This window comes from Halovenus salina, assembly GCF_026410925.1.
GTDB classification, from domain to species: domain Archaea; phylum Halobacteriota; class Halobacteria; order Halobacteriales; family Haloarculaceae; genus Halovenus; species Halovenus salina.
In genome coordinates this window covers 467,239-481,557 of the sequence record NZ_CP112972.1, presented here as the reverse complement: position 1 = coordinate 481,557, position 14,319 = coordinate 467,239, and the positions used below count along the sequence as shown (strand labels likewise).

Below are 14,319 nucleotides of genomic sequence, written 5' to 3'. Positions count from 1 at the left end.
GGCCGTTATTCGGCGTTGAGAACTTCGATTTCGAACGTGAGGGTTTCGCCGGCGAGTTCGTGGTTGAAGTCTACGGTCACCGTCCCAGCGTCGAAGTCGACGACCTCACCCGGGAGTCCGTCGTTCGTTTCGACCTCGAACCCTTCGGCGAGTTCGCGGTCGCCAATCATCTCTTCGAAATCAGCTCTGTCGTACTCGGCGACACGGTCCTCTGTGTGTGGCCCGTAGGCTTTCTCGGGCGGAATCGTGAGCGTCTTCTCGTCGCCGACCTCCATGCCGACGAGTTCCTCCGCGAGTCCCTCGATGACTCGGTCACTCCCCAGCTTTACCTCCAGCGGTTTGAAACTCCGTTCGGGATACGCCTCGTTGACGCCAGCCTCGCGGGCCAGTTCTTCGTCGGATGTGTCGAAGACAGTTCCGTCATCGAGTCGGCCGACGTACGATATCGTGACTGAGTCGCCTTCAGTGATTGGCATACCTGCTCATCAGAGACCCGGATTGGTTAGGCTGTCGGTCGCTGGAGTCAAGTTGCTCGCTCCGGTACAGACCGTAGATGACGGCCTCGGAGATACGGGAACTCGACCCCCAGACCGTCGAGCGCATCGCCGCGGGTGAAGTCGTCGAGCGTCCGGCCTCGGTGGTCAAGGAACTCGTCGAGAACAGCATCGACGCCGACGCTTCCCGGGTGACTGTCGCCGTCGAGAACGGCGGTATCGACGGTATTAGCGTACGCGACGACGGATACGGGATGGAGCGGGACGAACTCGAACGCGCCGTCGAGAAACACACGACGAGCAAGATTCGCGACATCGACGACCTTGAATCCGGCGTAGCAACCCTCGGGTTCAGAGGTGAGGCACTCCACGCAATCGGGGCTGTCTCGCGGCTGACAATTACGACACGCCCGAGGACAGGTGGCGAGGCGACCGAACTCACCGTCGAAGGCGGCGAGGTGACAGCGGTCAGGCCCGCAGGCCACCCGCCCGGAACGACCGTCGAAATTGAGGACCTCTTCTATAACGTCCCCGCCCGCCGGAAGTACCTCAAACAGCCCTCAACCGAGTTCGACCACGTCAACACCGTCGCGACGAGTTACGGGCTGGCAAACCCCGACGTTGCCGTTGCGCTCGAACACGAGGGTAGGGAGACCTTCGCCACAACAGGAAGCGGCGACCTCCAGGAGGCTGTGATGGCCGTCTACGGCCGCGAGGTTGCCGAGGCGATGCGCTCGGTTTCCGGCGACGGTCTGCCCGAAGGGCCGCTGGATTCGGTAGGTGGCCTGGTGAGCCACCCGGAGACGAATCGTGCCTCCCGGGAGTATCTCTCGACGTTCGTCAACGGCCGGTACGTGACTGCAAGCGTCGTCCGCGAGGCAATCGTCGATGCCTACGACACCCAGCTCGCGCCGGACCGTTACCCGTTTGCCGTGCTCTTTCTCTCGGTCGACCCCGCGACGGTCGACGTAAACGTCCATCCCCGAAAGCTGGAGGTCCGTTTTGCCGACGAAGACGCGGTCAAAGACCAGGTCGAAGCTGCCGTCGAGCAGGCGCTGTTAGAGGAAGGGCTCATCCGCAGCAAGGCCCCCCGTGGCCGGTCTGCACCCGAACAGACTGAGATTCAGCCGGATACGGGTGAATCTGAGACAGAGCAGAGAGACGACGAACCTGGTACCGACAGAAGGAAACGAGTATCCGAGACCAGTGACGACGCCGCGGAATCACCGAACACAGAGACCTCGACGGCTAACAGGAAGACGGATTCAGTCGGCGACTTTTCGTCCAGCCAGACGGCTACGGATGATACCGTGGAGCCAGAAACACAGCGAGAGCGGAAGTTCCAGGATTCTGGGACACAATCGCGCATCGCAGAAACGGCAGAGAGCGATCGATTCGAGAGCCTGCCGTCGATGCGAATCCTCGGCCAGTACGAGGAGACGTATGTCGTGGCCGAGACAGACGACGGTCTCGTTCTCATCGACCAACACGCGGCCGACGAGCGCATCAACTATGAGCGCCTGAAAAACGCCTTTAGCGGGGAGACGACGACACAGACACTTGCCGAGCCCGTCGATATTGAACTGACAGCCCGAGAGGTCGAACTGTTCGATTCCCACACCAACGCGCTGGCACGGCTCGGCTTTCGGGCGCGTCTGGTCGGCGACAGGACCGTCAAGGTCCAGACCGTGCCGACGATGGTCGCCGAGAGTGCCGGTCCGGAGCTGATTCGGGACGTGCTCTCAGAGTTCGTCGGCGGACGCGAGAGCGCGGCCGACACCGTTGAGGCCGCTGTCGACGACCTTCTGGCAGACCTGGCGTGTTATCCATCGATTACCGGGAACACATCACTGACACAGGGTTCTGTTGTCGACTTGCTCTCGCGGCTCGACTCCTGTGACAATCCCTATGCCTGTCCGCACGGGCGACCCGTCATCGTTGAGTTCGACACCGAAGAAATCGAAGATAGATTCGAGCGGGACTACCCAGGACATGAGTGACGTTACCACTGGATGCGGAAGACCTCAACGTCGAGACTGCGGGTCTCGTGGTCGTGGAAGTCGAAGGTTCTAGGTAACTCGAAGGTCGCCTCGAAGGCGTGTGTCACCTCGCCGCCGTGTTCGCCTGCGTAGGAGTCGACGAACGCCGCACTTCCGGCGTTGTGAATCGAGTACGAGACAGACGCGATATCGGCGGCCGCTCGCAGAAACGGTCGGTCGGCGTGTTCGTTTCCCGACTGGGCACCGAACGGCGGATTCATCAACACAGTCACCTCGCGAGTGAGAGAAAACGGGAGTCGAGAGACATCTCCCTGAATCCAGGAGACCGTCGTATCGGTCGCATCGGCGTTCTCGCGGGCCGTATCGAGTGCGCCGCGGTCAAGGTCTACCCCGACGACATCGACGGCACCGCCGAGAGCGCCTGCCAGCGCGAGCATCCCCGTTCCACAGCCGAGGTCAACCACTAATCGTCCGCCAATGTCGTCGTGCAGGCCCGCGGTGTGGACGAGTGTGGCGGCGATTTCGGCCGGCGTCGTGTACTGTTCGAGGTCGGGGGTCGGATTCTCGAAGCCGGCGACGAGAGAAAGTTGTCTGGCGAGTTCGCGTTTCCCGGTCATGGGGCGGGTCTACCAGGTGCCGTGGAAGGTGTCGAACTCGAGTTCGTCGAGTGGCTTCTCGCCGATAGCGATTTTGTACTCGCCGGGTGTGAGCATCGGCGCGTGGAACTGCGGGCCGTCGTCGGTCGTAATGCGCGGACAGCCCGTGTTAACGTAGGCGTCCATCCCGAAGTTCAGCAGTCGGTCGGGCGTAATTTCGTCCATCGTGATGAGGTAGGCGTCGTCGTTGTTGTCGACGATTTCCTGGGCCTCCTCCCAACGGCCTTGGCCGATTTTCGTACAGAAGATGACACCCCAGGACTCGGCGTCCATCGCCTTGTGGACTGAGGCGTAGCGCTCTTTCAGGAACTGCTCGGCGTCTGCGATGGTGACAGCGTTGTTGACCGGGTCGGCGATGACGACGTTTTTGTCCTGGTGTTCCATGGCGAGCCCGAGTGGGTGGAACTTGCCGCCGCCGACGTAGAGGACCTGGTCGGCGTCGATATCGGCGGATTCGTAGTTACAGCCGAGCACCTGCCCCTCGTGGGTCAGGCGGTCGTCGCCGCGGCGCGTGTGGACGGTGTACCCCTCGTCTTCGAGGAACTCGCGCATCTCCTCGAACTTGTTCATGTGCTGTGCCGTCGTCACGAGTCCGACATCTGGGTCTTCGTCTGGGGAGGCGAGCTGGTTTCCGATAGCCTCCTCGATAATCGGAAAGACATCGACATTGGAGAAAAGCGGGACGTAGAGAATCTTGTTCGAATCCTTCATCGGGGAGTGACCGAAGTGGACGAACACGTCGGTCCGTTTCATCAGATAGGTATCGAGGTCACAGGCACCGTAACAGGGCTGGCCGGAAATCATGACCGAGACGTCGTCGGGCAGGGACTCTCGGAGGTCATCGGCGACGCCGGGACCCCGGCGCTTGAGCCCTTCGGGGAACTGCAGTCCGACTGTCTCTGCGCCGCGTTCTTCGACTTCCTCGACGATGCGGTCGAGTTCGTAATCCCACTCTCTGTCGTGTCGCAGTGACATTCCGGTGTTTCGAAGGTCGCCGTCCGGCCGGTCGTTACGTTGCTGGCTCATTGCAACGCTATAACCAGTGTGGGCGTATAACAGCGGCGTTTCGGGACCAGTGACTGGAGATTCCAGACTGGCTTTCGTCATCACCGCTCGCGTTCGGTCCGATACTCAGCAAACAGAAGCTCCGTCTGTTCGTGCCGAGCGATGAGCCGGTTGTTCTTCCGTGTGAAGGTCACCCCGGCGAGGTCGACACTCTCGTTGTGGGCGGGCATCTGCACTCGGTCTCGGGTCCCGTTCTCGCCGAGGACTGCGATATCGTAGAACTCTGTCGAGGGAACGATGCCGAATCGCGATCCGTTGATTGTCGGCTGTCCCTCACCGAGAGGCGCAGTGAACAGGAGCTGCTGGTCGTCCATCTCCTGCCAGTGTTGGCCGTAAACTTTGTAGGTCGAGTTTCCACCGGAGAGTTGCCACTGCGTGTGGTTCATGATGACGACCTCGCGCCACGTGCTGTCACCGATGACCACGACCGAGAACCCGTTTAATGCTAGTTCGTCGCGTGGCGTTTCGAGTGACCAAACGTTTCGTTTGTCACTGGTCACGATGACACCACTGGCGTCGACAGAGAGTGCGTCTCCAACCACTGGAATGTCAAGCGAAGTGTACTGATCCTCGACATTCTCGGCGTACGTGACGGTGTAGCCGTCTATTTCGATGCCACCGTCGACTCCGTCACCGGAAGAGACGTCGGCGAGATTGTACGGGACTCCGGCGAGTGCAACGAGAACGACGAGAACGACGAGAATGACGACACCGACTCGGCGGGCAGGAACCTCGATTCGCTCGCCCACCAGCGGACGAGGGTCCGGGAGGGTCGCGATAGCGATTATCGATGCCAGCACCACGACCGATGCAGCACCGAGCCCCCTGAAGAGCACGAACTCCGTATCGCTGAGAAACCAGAAGAGAGTCCACATCGACCGCGAAACCGTGAAGACGAGCGCAGCGAACCAGACGTGACCGATGTTCGGTGACCGCTTTCGATACCGCAACAGTGCGACACCGAGCAAGACGCCGGCTACCAGGCCGAACAGATGTCCCTGCAGGGCAGTGTCGGCCCAGTACGGAACCGAAAAGTCGGGCCTGGCTTCGGCGAACCCGACTGGATTCTGAAAGCCACTGTAGACCAAGTCGACCCCTTCGAGTCCGAGAATACCGCCCACCGTCACGAGAGGGCGGGTGACGATTGCGACCCCCGCGAGCGCGAAGACGACCCCAGAAAAGCCGATTATCGCCCCGGGTACGAACACGGACCCAGCAAGCCCAACGGCGGAGATTCCGACGACGTACAGACCGACCCGAGCGTAGGGATTAGTCCGCCAGGACGAAAACGACTGTTGGCCGGTTTCTGTCGGGTAGTGGCTCCAGGCGTATTCGGCGATTCCGCCGAAGACGACCGTCGCGAGCAGGTTGCCGGTGAGGTGTGCGCTACTCGCATGAGAGAGCCACGAGAACAAGATACCCTGGGGATACCACAGCGACCAAGAACGGAAACCGACGACGTTCGGTCCGCCGGGGTCGCCAGCACCCTGGACCACGTGATAGACGAGATAGACACCGACGACGACCAACACCGTTCCCCAAGGAATGCCGACGATGAACCGCGTCCTGAGGCGCTGGAACGGGGACGGACGGTCGCCGAGTCGGTACACGACCAGATACGAGAGAACCAGTCCGCCGACGAGCAGCGCCACACTCACTCGTTCGAGGAGCGAAATGGTCTCCGGCGAGAGCAGGAGGGGATGCATCGACACGGTTGCAGACACGACCGGAGCAGTAAAAATATCATCGCCCCTGGACACGCTCGCGAAAGCTATCGTCGTCTCCCGACCGACGGTGCAGGTTCGTGCGAACATTTCCCGTGGTCCGCAACTGCGTCACCTCTGTGCGTATAACCTATGAACATTATACTAGACTCTCTGTTCTGGCTCGCCGGTGGTTCCCCGTCGCTGCTAGCGATTATTGCGAGTGTTTCCCGCCATGGGTTCGCTTCTCTCCCGCATCGGACGATGAAACGAGCGATTCACTAAAACAGATCTGCAAATTACCGCAATAACACAATGAACGACTGCTATCGTGTTTCGCTGTGCGTACCTGGGACGCTATCAGGCCTGGGCATCTCTCGGAGTCAAAACGGGGCCTCGGACTGTTTGCCCGTGGTGGCTGAATCAGCGTTCTTCCCGATGAGAACTCGGAACTCGCCGGAGTCTCTCTGCTGGTACTCCCAGTAGAATCCGTCTCCAGTCTCTGCTTCGAACTGGTGATATAGCGGCTTGGGGTCGTGGTCGTTGATCAACACGAATCCCTCACGAACAGCAAGGTCCGTGTAGGTACTGAAGATTTTCTCGTGACGCTGTGCCGGCGGCAGGTCCCGCACGTCGAGTTCTTCGGTGAGGAGCAGTCGGCGAGTCTCTTGTTCTTGGGAGTCGAACGCCCCCTGAAGCAATAGTTGACGAACTTCGCTCTTCGGAAGTACATTGTTGATGGCTTGCAGTATTGCGGTTTCAGCTCGTAGTGTCCACTCTGAGGAAGTGCGTTAGAGCGGTTCAAGCGGAGGATCTCAGGCCAACAGTTACGCACCGTAGCTGTATCAACAATCTCCTTCACAAGAGCGACGAACTTTTTGCGTCTATTCCCGAAGGTAATGATGTCGGAGAAAATCCAAGACCGAATGCAGGAGTCCAGCGAGATGCTTATTTTACTGCTACTAATGCGACGTGATCTGAAAACTAGATTACATCGATTTTGATGAAGAGCGCGATTTACACCTTGTAAATTCGCCTGCCGCTTTGACGCTCTCCGTCTTGGGGAGAGGCCAAACGGCGAAGCCCCACGCCATCGTGCGCGGGGAGGATATTTATCGTTGGGACAACTCATTGTGTATTCGCTGTTCGCTGAGGTTTTAGCGAAGACTCATTGCAGTCACGCCAGTGTACTTTGACCGTGAGTTGGTTTGCTGATGTATAGGTGGCCTCCACTCTATCGATATTCGAACGGAACTTTCTCTTGTGTCGGCCTTCCGTCGAGACTTGGTACTGTTCAGTAAGAAAATCGAGTTCAACAAGTTGGTCTGTTTTTCGATAGATAGTCGAAAGGGAAAGACTGCAAGTCGATTCAAGGTCTTCGGCAGACAATGGATGACGACCAGTTGCCGACAGAATCTCCTGTACGTGATCGTCGACCAATACTGCCAGCACTCTGGTTGGATTCTCGACAGTCGTCGCTTCAGTGTCTGTCTGACGAGTTGGCAAAAATGATTGGTTATTCATTGTTGTGGTTCTCTCTATTTGCCCTTGTTTCACGGCACTGTTGAGTTCTTTGTTGGTATATACCAACTATACCGCTGAGAGAACACGGGATATTCGGCAGTGAAATCGGTTAGAGTGTTTGCTGGACAAATTGCGACATGATACGATCCTCAGCAGTCCGGAGGCGGTACTGCACAGTTGACCGGGGTTCATCTAAGATTGCGGCTAAATCAGAGACGGTCACGTCTCGCGGCCGTTCGTAATAGCCATGATCGACGGCAGCCTGTAAAACCTGCCAGTGGTCCGGTGAGAAGTCCGAAATAACCCTCTTAGTTGCGTTCCAGTTACCGGCACTTGAAATATGAGATAACGAGAGCGACACACCATCACGAAGATTTGATTCGATCGAGTCATACACTTCACCGATAGGATGGTCGCCAGGGAGAAGAACACGCCAGCGATACTCACTCTCAGCTCGTCGGGATTCGAATACAACACCTTCTTCGACATAGTCCAGAATAAAATGTGGTAGCGAGCGGCACGCTTCAATCTCGTGACGGAGCGTGTAAATAGTTCGACTGGTTTCTCGGTGATCAAGAACATGATACGTCCGTCCAGTTTCACACTCGTGGACATCAAAACACTCGTTGCAGCGGCTGTCGTCAAGAAACACTTCGTCAAATGCACTCAGCGCTTCATCCGCCCCTTTCGCGTGGTCGAGTCGCCACATATGTTTGCTGCTCACAAAAATTGCGGATGACCATAACGAAAGGGAATCGTGTTGCCTGAAAACGTCCATCAACCTGTCAGCCCCTGGTTCAAACTTGAGAACGAACTCAAACTCACGTATCTCCTCTCTTGTCGTTGAGTTGGGTCCCATCTTGGTTTTTGCTAATTATTGTATTCGTAAGTACTTGTTGTAACTTGAATCTACTGGCCCTCATTCAAGAATATTAGTGTATACCATACGGTGGTGTTCAGATAAGGATTGAAGAATGAGGCGGGTCGGTTTTTCAGTGTCCATGCCGAAAATCGCCCGCCTCAACGGTAGTATCGACCAGATCGACTTAGAGTTTGTTGAACGCGAAGCGACACCGCGGTTTTTGATGAAGCTCAGTATTCAGCTGCATCTTGCTGGCCTATCTCTCTCGAATACTGTTTCAATACTTGAGATATTCGGTGTCGAACGTGCTCGTTCTACTGTTCACAACTGGGTTCACAAAGCGGATCTACAGCCCGAAGATGGGCAGAGTCCGGATCACGTTGCGGTCGACGAAACCGTGATCCGACTCAATGACGAGCAATACTGGCTGTACGCTGCCGTCGATCCGAAATCGAACAAATTACTTCACACAAAGCTTGAACCGACGAGAACGAGCGTTATCTCTCGCGCGTTCTTTGCCGAACTTCGTGAGAAACACGACGTTGACGACGCGGTGTTTCTCATTGATGGCGCACCACAACTGAAAGATGCCTGCTCTCGGCACGGTCTCGATTTCAGATACGAACGCCATGGAAATCGGAATAGTGTCGAGCGTGTCTTTCGAGAGGTAAAGCGCCGAACCTCTTCGTTTTCAAACTGTTTCAGCAACGCCAACGCAGACACAGCTGACGACTGGCTCAGATCATTCAGCTTCGCATAGAATCAGCTTATCTGAACACTACCTACCATACAAAATCTATGTACTATCGAAGAATATCGATATCTGTGATGTACATTCAAAACAAATACGAAAATGATGCTGTTGAACCGGAACACATAGACAAACGAACTGGAACTCAGTTCAAGAATTGGCGCAACAATCAGCAACCGAACCTCAAAAACTGGGTTGCTACGATTGACTACGACTTCTGTGTAGTTAGTGCTTGGCAAATGCTAAGCAATCATTCACAATCGTTCCCATAGTACACTCTATTGGATATCACAGATGTCAGGAAATGATATGACAAGCGGAAAAACAACCCAAGACTGGTGGCCAGACCAGCTGGATGTAGAGATTCTTGATCAGAACGCTCGACCGGTAGACCCGTACGGCGATGACTTTGATTATGCAGAAGCGTTCGAGTCGCTTGACTTCGATGAAGTGAAGGCAGACATTGAAGATGTGCTAACCGATTCTCAAGGATGGTGGCCAGCGGACTACAATCACTATGGTCCACTTATTATCCGAATGACGTGGCACCAAGCCGGAACGTATCGAGTCACCGATGGTCGTGGCGGCACATCCGGCGGTACGCAGCGGTTTGCACCAGTCAGCAGTTGGCCCGACAATGCAAATCTCGACAAAGCCCGTCGTCTGCTTGAGCCTGTCAAGATGAAATATGGTCGCAAGCTCTCTTGGGCCGACCTGCTCGTTCTCGCCGGAAACGTCGCAATGGAGTCGATGGGATTCGAGACCTTCGGCTTCGGCGGCGGCCGTGAAGACGCTTACGAGCCGAACAAAGCCGCGGATTGGGGTCCAGAAGAGGAGATGCTCGAAGACAAACGCCACGACGATGACGGAAACATCGATGGGCCGTTCGCCGCCGACCACATGGGCCTCATCTACGTGAACCCGGAAGGGCCAGGCGGTAAACCTGACCCCTTAGAGTCCGCAAAATACGTCCGTCAGTCGTTCGACCGAATGGCGATGAACGACGAGGAAACTGTCGCCCTCTGCGCTGGCGGCCACACCTTTGGAAAGGTCCACGGAGCTGACTCGGATGAGAATCTCGGTGCTGAGCCGGAGGCCGCACCGATCGAAAATCAAGGCCTTGGCTGGGAGAACGAGTACGGCGAGGGCAAGGGTGCCGACACCATCACGAGCGGCATCGAAGGACCGTGGACACAGTCTCCCACGAGTTGGGATATGGAGTACGTCGATCTCCTCCTCGATTACGAGTGGGAGCCACACAAGGGTCCGGGCGGGGCGTGGCAGTGGCAGCCCAAAGACGAAGATGTCCACGGCTCCGCAGAGCCCGCGCACGATGCTACCGAGAGTGCCACCCCGATGATGTTGACGACGGACGTCGCGTTAAAACGAGACCCAGACTACCGAGAGGTTCTCGAGCGGTTCCAAGAGAACCCAATGGAGTTCGGCATCAGTTTTGCGAGAGCATGGTACAAGCTAATTCACCGGGATATGGGGCCAACGTCTCGACTCCTCGGGCCGGAAGTTCCCGACGAGGAGATGCTCTGGCAGGATCCAATTCCAGAGGTCGACTTCGAGCTGATCGACGACGAGCAGGCAGCACAACTCAAAGAAGACATTCTCGCAGCCGATCTCTCGGTCACAGAACTGGTCAAAACAGCATGGGCGGCCGCCTCAACCTACCGTGACAGCGACAAGCGCGGTGGCGTTAACGGCGCTCGAATCCGTCTCGAACCACACAAAAGCTGGGAAGTGAACGAACTGGAGCAGTTGGAGACCGTTCTCGACACGCTCGAAGGGATTCAGGAGGAGTTCAACGCCGCCCAATCTGATGGCACGCGTGTCTCCCTTGCTGATCTTATCGTACTCGCCGGAAACGCAGGCGTCGAACAGGCCGCTGCAAACGCCGGCTACGATGTCGAGGTCCCGTTTGAACCAGGTCGAACGGATGCCTCGCAAGACCAGACTGATGTCGAATCCTTCCAAGCGCTCAACCCTGATGCTGACGGCTTCCGAAACTACTACACAGACGACGCCTACAAAGGCCCAGAAGAGATGCTCGTCGACAAAGCCGACCTCCTCAATCTAGATGCGCCGGAGACGACCGCACTTCTTGGCGGACTCCGCAGTATCGGTGCAAACTACGATGGATCAGAACTCGGCGTCTTTACCGACGAACCGGAGGCCTTAGATAACGACTTCTTCGAAACGGTGCTCTCGATGGATTACGAGTGGGTCTCCACGGATGAGGAAAACCGGTATAAACTCCGCGACCGCGGGACCGGCGATATCGAATGGGAAGGTACTCGCGTCGACCTCATCTTCGGGGCGAATTCCCGTCTCCGTTCACTGTCACACGTCTATGGTGCGAACGATGGTGAAGAGAAACTCGTCACGGACTTCGTCCAAGCTTGGAGCAAGGTGATGCAAAACGACCGCTTCGATCTAGAGTGACCGAGGAGGGTCTCCAACGATGGACTGTAAGCGCATGAACCACATCTTGACCGTGTTTCCCTGAAAAGCACTTTTCATTCTCACGGAAGTCGCTTTTTTACGAGCGAAGAGTTATTTGCCCAATTTCGTCAGTAATCTAAGAAATCTCGGCGTCTTAACTATCGTCTCGTACGATTGTTCAAAGACGTGTGTTGTCCCAGAACTCATTGGAGGAAATAGCTAACATCGATCTCCAGTCATGCGCTGATTCGCTGTAGTTTCGTTTCGTTCGAACTGTGCAAACTGTTCGGTTGCAGTGTTGTGATCGACAATTCTCACGCTGGCATCGTCGAAGGAGTGTAACACGGCTCGGTTGAATTCAACAAGAGTCTCATCTTTCCAGAGTGAACGATTCTGCTCTGTTGAATAGCGGCTTCTGAGCTGTGGTAAGACGATATCTGGTTTGAAATTACGCCCCTCAACGGCTCACAAGGCAACTCAGAGGTAGTCCGTCCCACAACCACTGCAATTCAACAAAGCAGGCTAATCTGTGACTGAGTTGTCGCCAAGTGGACCCCAGGCGAGGCAGTACGCAATCGATGACCACGCAAGGACGCCGCCAACTGCAATCGAGCCGAAAGCAGAGATTGACCCTCCTGTAACGCCAACAGTTGCCCCTCCAGCGATAATCAGTACGATGCTTACCAAGACACCAGCCATCCCCAAACAGTCGTCGGGACCGGGCACACCGAGAAAGTCAAATGGCTGCATTGATTATTCCGTCTGGTATTCTTTCTCGAAGCCCTCAAATTCGGTTCTGTGGGCTTCTTCATCGGCAAGTATCGTTACAGCAAGGTCTTCCGTGACGGGGTCGTTCGCCGCTTCAGCCGAATCGATAAGTGAGCGATACATCTCGATCGCGTCCTGTTCTGCATCAAGCACACCTCGGATTACAGACAGAACATCTGTTGAATCCTCAGGGGGCTGTAAAGTTTCCTGTCGTGCAGTGAATTCGGTTGACCCAGGTGGTTTGGCGCCCAGTTGTTTGAGGCGTTGTCCCAACTGTTCTGCGTGGTTCAATTCTTCCTGTATATCCTGTTGGAGACTCTCTTTAATCTCTTCGGCACGAACTCCATCGAGGACGATTGCATTTGTCTGATAGTTCATTACCGTCTCCAGTTCATCAAGGTACGCTCGATGAAGAAGGCTGGTCACATCTTCTGACATGCCTCATCGTTATATTGCGGGCATTATATAAGTTGAGTTGGCAAGTGACAACTCAAATTCGAGGCGCCATTCAACAAATACACAGTCAGTGTGTCATAGAAACAGTCACAGTCGTCCACTGCGAACAGGCTGGGCGTGAAATATTGAGAGAGACATGGCTCCTGAAGTCCGCTTCGATCGAAGCAACACGTACCGGACACGCAGGCTCCGGATTCGGGGTCGTTGCCGACGAAATCAAAGGACGGTATTTACCAGCCGGTACGAGTTCTCTGAGGTAGCCATTTTAGCGAAGACCGGCGGAGACTGGCCTCGCCGAGAAACGATTCCGAGATGCAACAAGAGCGAAGTCGACAGACCTGCACCGAGTTCAGAAGAACCGGACGAGAGACGGGCAGCTACTCGTCGTCCCCGTCACCTTCGGCGCCCCCTGTGCCGTCGGGCGTGCCGGTATCGACCAGTTCGTCGTCTGTCTCTCCGACGCTCTGCAAGAGGAGGTCTGTCCCGGCTGCGGCGACTATACCGACGCCGACCGCGCGCAACTGTCGGAGATATGCCGGCTTCGCCTCGAGTTCCGAGGCGTTGTCGAAGTTCTTGCCGATCATATTTTTAATGAATTTGATACTCATCTGCGGAACGAGTGCGGTCACAACTCCCTGCAGGAGTACAAACGCTGCACCGAATGTGCGACGTTTCTGATTGTTCATCACGTCTTGTTGTACGTGCTAGGCCGGTATTAATATTGTGTATTATAAACAAATCTGGGGCATAGAAAATATCTCACCAATAACGGATACTGTGTCTCAAGCCTCAGGTACCGAATAATATAAATATTTGCTGTTGAGTGGAGGGCATAGTTTTGTTGTATGTATTCAACGCTGGGTTTATATGTGTGGCAATCATATATAGAGTATGAACAAAAACGTCGGCTCGGTCGACCAGGTTCTCAGAACAGCAGTTGGTGCAGTCGCGGGCGTCGCCGCGATTGCAATTCTCGCTGAGGCTGTCTCACTTCCGACAGTGGTCTCACCCGTGCTGGGGATTGTCGCGATTATGATGCTCGCTACGGCAGCGATGGGAACCTGCCCCATCTACTCGATGTTCGGCGTCGACTCCTGTTCGCGGACCTCCAGTCCGACGTAACAACAGATGAGTACGACCCGCCAGAGTTCAATCGACAACCAGACGCTTGCCACACGTGGGTTCGGTACGTTGGCAATAGCGCTAGTCGCCAACTTTGCCCTCGGTTGGGCCGTGCTAAGTCAGGACCTCGTGGCGTCGACCGAGTTCTTTCGGTATCCGGCTATCGGAGTCTGGACCCTGCTTGGGATAGGCGGTGCGACTGTAGTGTACTGGGGGCTGACACAGCGTTCGGCAACCCCGGACCAGACGTTCGTCCTGGTCGCCGCAGTCGTGTTGGTACTCTCTTTTCTCCCGGACATCGGACTCGCGCTGACTGCCGATAGCGTGACGACGAGCGAGGCTATCGGTCTGATGATACTCCACGTCCCGCCAGCAGTCGTCGCGGTGCTGGCGTTACCGGAGACTCCGCTGGGTCGATAGGTCGCAGTTCGAAGAACGCCAAGCAGGGCAGTATACGACACAGCACA

General features: G+C 56.0%; 14 protein-coding genes. 5 read left to right on the top strand and 9 right to left on the bottom strand.

Annotation, left to right across the window (positions count from 1 at the left end):
- Positions 1-5: 5 nt before the first annotated feature.
- On the bottom strand, positions 6-476 hold the full coding sequence (locus tag OSC37_RS02350; RefSeq protein WP_267162998.1) for an FKBP-type peptidyl-prolyl cis-trans isomerase: 471 nt from the start codon (positions 474-476) through the stop codon (positions 6-8).
- Positions 477-553: 77 nt separating this feature from the next.
- Between OSC37_RS02350 and mutL the strand changes: the two genes are divergently transcribed.
- Positions 554-2,494 (top strand): DNA mismatch repair endonuclease MutL, encoded by a 1,941-nt coding sequence (mutL, locus tag OSC37_RS02345; protein ID WP_267162997.1) that lies wholly within the window; start codon positions 554-556, stop codon positions 2,492-2,494.
- Between the two features lie 2 nt (positions 2,495-2,496).
- Here the strand turns inward: mutL and OSC37_RS02340 are convergent, their stop codons facing one another.
- From OSC37_RS02340 to OSC37_RS02320, 5 genes are all read right to left on the bottom strand, one after another.
- Positions 2,497-3,111 carry an METTL5 family protein gene (locus tag OSC37_RS02340; protein WP_267162996.1) on the bottom strand — a complete coding sequence of 205 codons (615 nt, stop codon included), beginning with the start codon at positions 3,109-3,111 and terminating at the stop codon, positions 2,497-2,499.
- Positions 3,112-3,120: 9 nt separating this feature from the next.
- Positions 3,121-4,176 carry a diphthamide biosynthesis enzyme Dph2 gene (gene dph2 / locus OSC37_RS02335; RefSeq protein ID WP_267162995.1) on the bottom strand — a complete coding sequence of 352 codons (1,056 nt, stop codon included), beginning with the start codon at positions 4,174-4,176 and terminating at the stop codon, positions 3,121-3,123.
- An 80-nt stretch (positions 4,177-4,256) separates the two neighbouring features.
- On the bottom strand, positions 4,257-5,921 hold the full coding sequence (locus tag OSC37_RS02330) for a rhomboid family intramembrane serine protease (protein ID WP_267162994.1): 1,665 nt from the start codon (positions 5,919-5,921) through the stop codon (positions 4,257-4,259).
- 380 nt (positions 5,922-6,301) lie between these two features.
- Positions 6,302-6,619, bottom strand: a complete 318-nt coding sequence (locus tag OSC37_RS02325; protein ID WP_267162993.1) for a DUF2249 domain-containing protein — start codon at positions 6,617-6,619, stop codon at positions 6,302-6,304.
- Between the two features lie 932 nt (positions 6,620-7,551).
- The gene (locus OSC37_RS02320) at positions 7,552-8,301 is read right to left on the bottom strand and encodes a helix-turn-helix domain-containing protein (protein WP_368409528.1); all 750 of its coding nucleotides are present in this window, start codon (positions 8,299-8,301) and stop codon (positions 7,552-7,554) included.
- 142 nt (positions 8,302-8,443) lie between these two features.
- On the opposite strand from OSC37_RS02320, the gene OSC37_RS02315 reads away from it, so the two are divergent.
- Together OSC37_RS02315 and katG are read left to right on the top strand one after the other, a co-directional pair.
- Positions 8,444-9,064 carry an IS6 family transposase gene (locus OSC37_RS02315; protein WP_267162991.1) on the top strand — a complete coding sequence of 207 codons (621 nt, stop codon included), beginning with the start codon at positions 8,444-8,446 and terminating at the stop codon, positions 9,062-9,064.
- Between the two features lie 300 nt (positions 9,065-9,364).
- Positions 9,365-11,506, top strand: a complete 2,142-nt coding sequence (gene katG, locus OSC37_RS02310) for a catalase/peroxidase HPI (RefSeq protein WP_267162990.1) — start codon at positions 9,365-9,367, stop codon at positions 11,504-11,506.
- A gap of 219 nt (positions 11,507-11,725) precedes the next feature.
- Here katG and OSC37_RS02305 read toward each other — a convergent pair whose 3' ends face one another.
- The 3 genes from OSC37_RS02305 to OSC37_RS02295 form a co-directional block, all read right to left on the bottom strand.
- A complete protein-coding gene (locus OSC37_RS02305; RefSeq protein ID WP_267162989.1) occupies positions 11,726-11,851 on the bottom strand; it encodes a nitric oxide synthase oxygenase in 126 nt (41 codons plus the stop codon).
- Between the two features lie 408 nt (positions 11,852-12,259).
- Entirely contained in the window at positions 12,260-12,712 is a 453-nt protein-coding gene (locus tag OSC37_RS02300; RefSeq protein WP_267162988.1) for a ferritin-like domain-containing protein, read from the bottom strand.
- A gap of 395 nt (positions 12,713-13,107) precedes the next feature.
- Positions 13,108-13,419 (bottom strand): hypothetical protein, encoded by a 312-nt coding sequence (locus tag OSC37_RS02295; RefSeq protein ID WP_368409526.1) that lies wholly within the window; start codon positions 13,417-13,419, stop codon positions 13,108-13,110.
- Between the two features lie 202 nt (positions 13,420-13,621).
- Here OSC37_RS02295 and OSC37_RS02290 point away from each other — a divergent pair, with 202 nt between their 5' ends.
- Positions 13,622-13,852 carry a YgaP family membrane protein gene (locus OSC37_RS02290; RefSeq protein ID WP_267162986.1) on the top strand — a complete coding sequence of 77 codons (231 nt, stop codon included), beginning with the start codon at positions 13,622-13,624 and terminating at the stop codon, positions 13,850-13,852.
- Between the two features lie 6 nt (positions 13,853-13,858).
- Positions 13,859-14,272, top strand: a complete 414-nt coding sequence (locus OSC37_RS02285) for a DUF6069 family protein (RefSeq protein WP_267162985.1) — start codon at positions 13,859-13,861, stop codon at positions 14,270-14,272.
- The last annotated feature ends 47 nt before the right edge of the window (positions 14,273-14,319 follow it).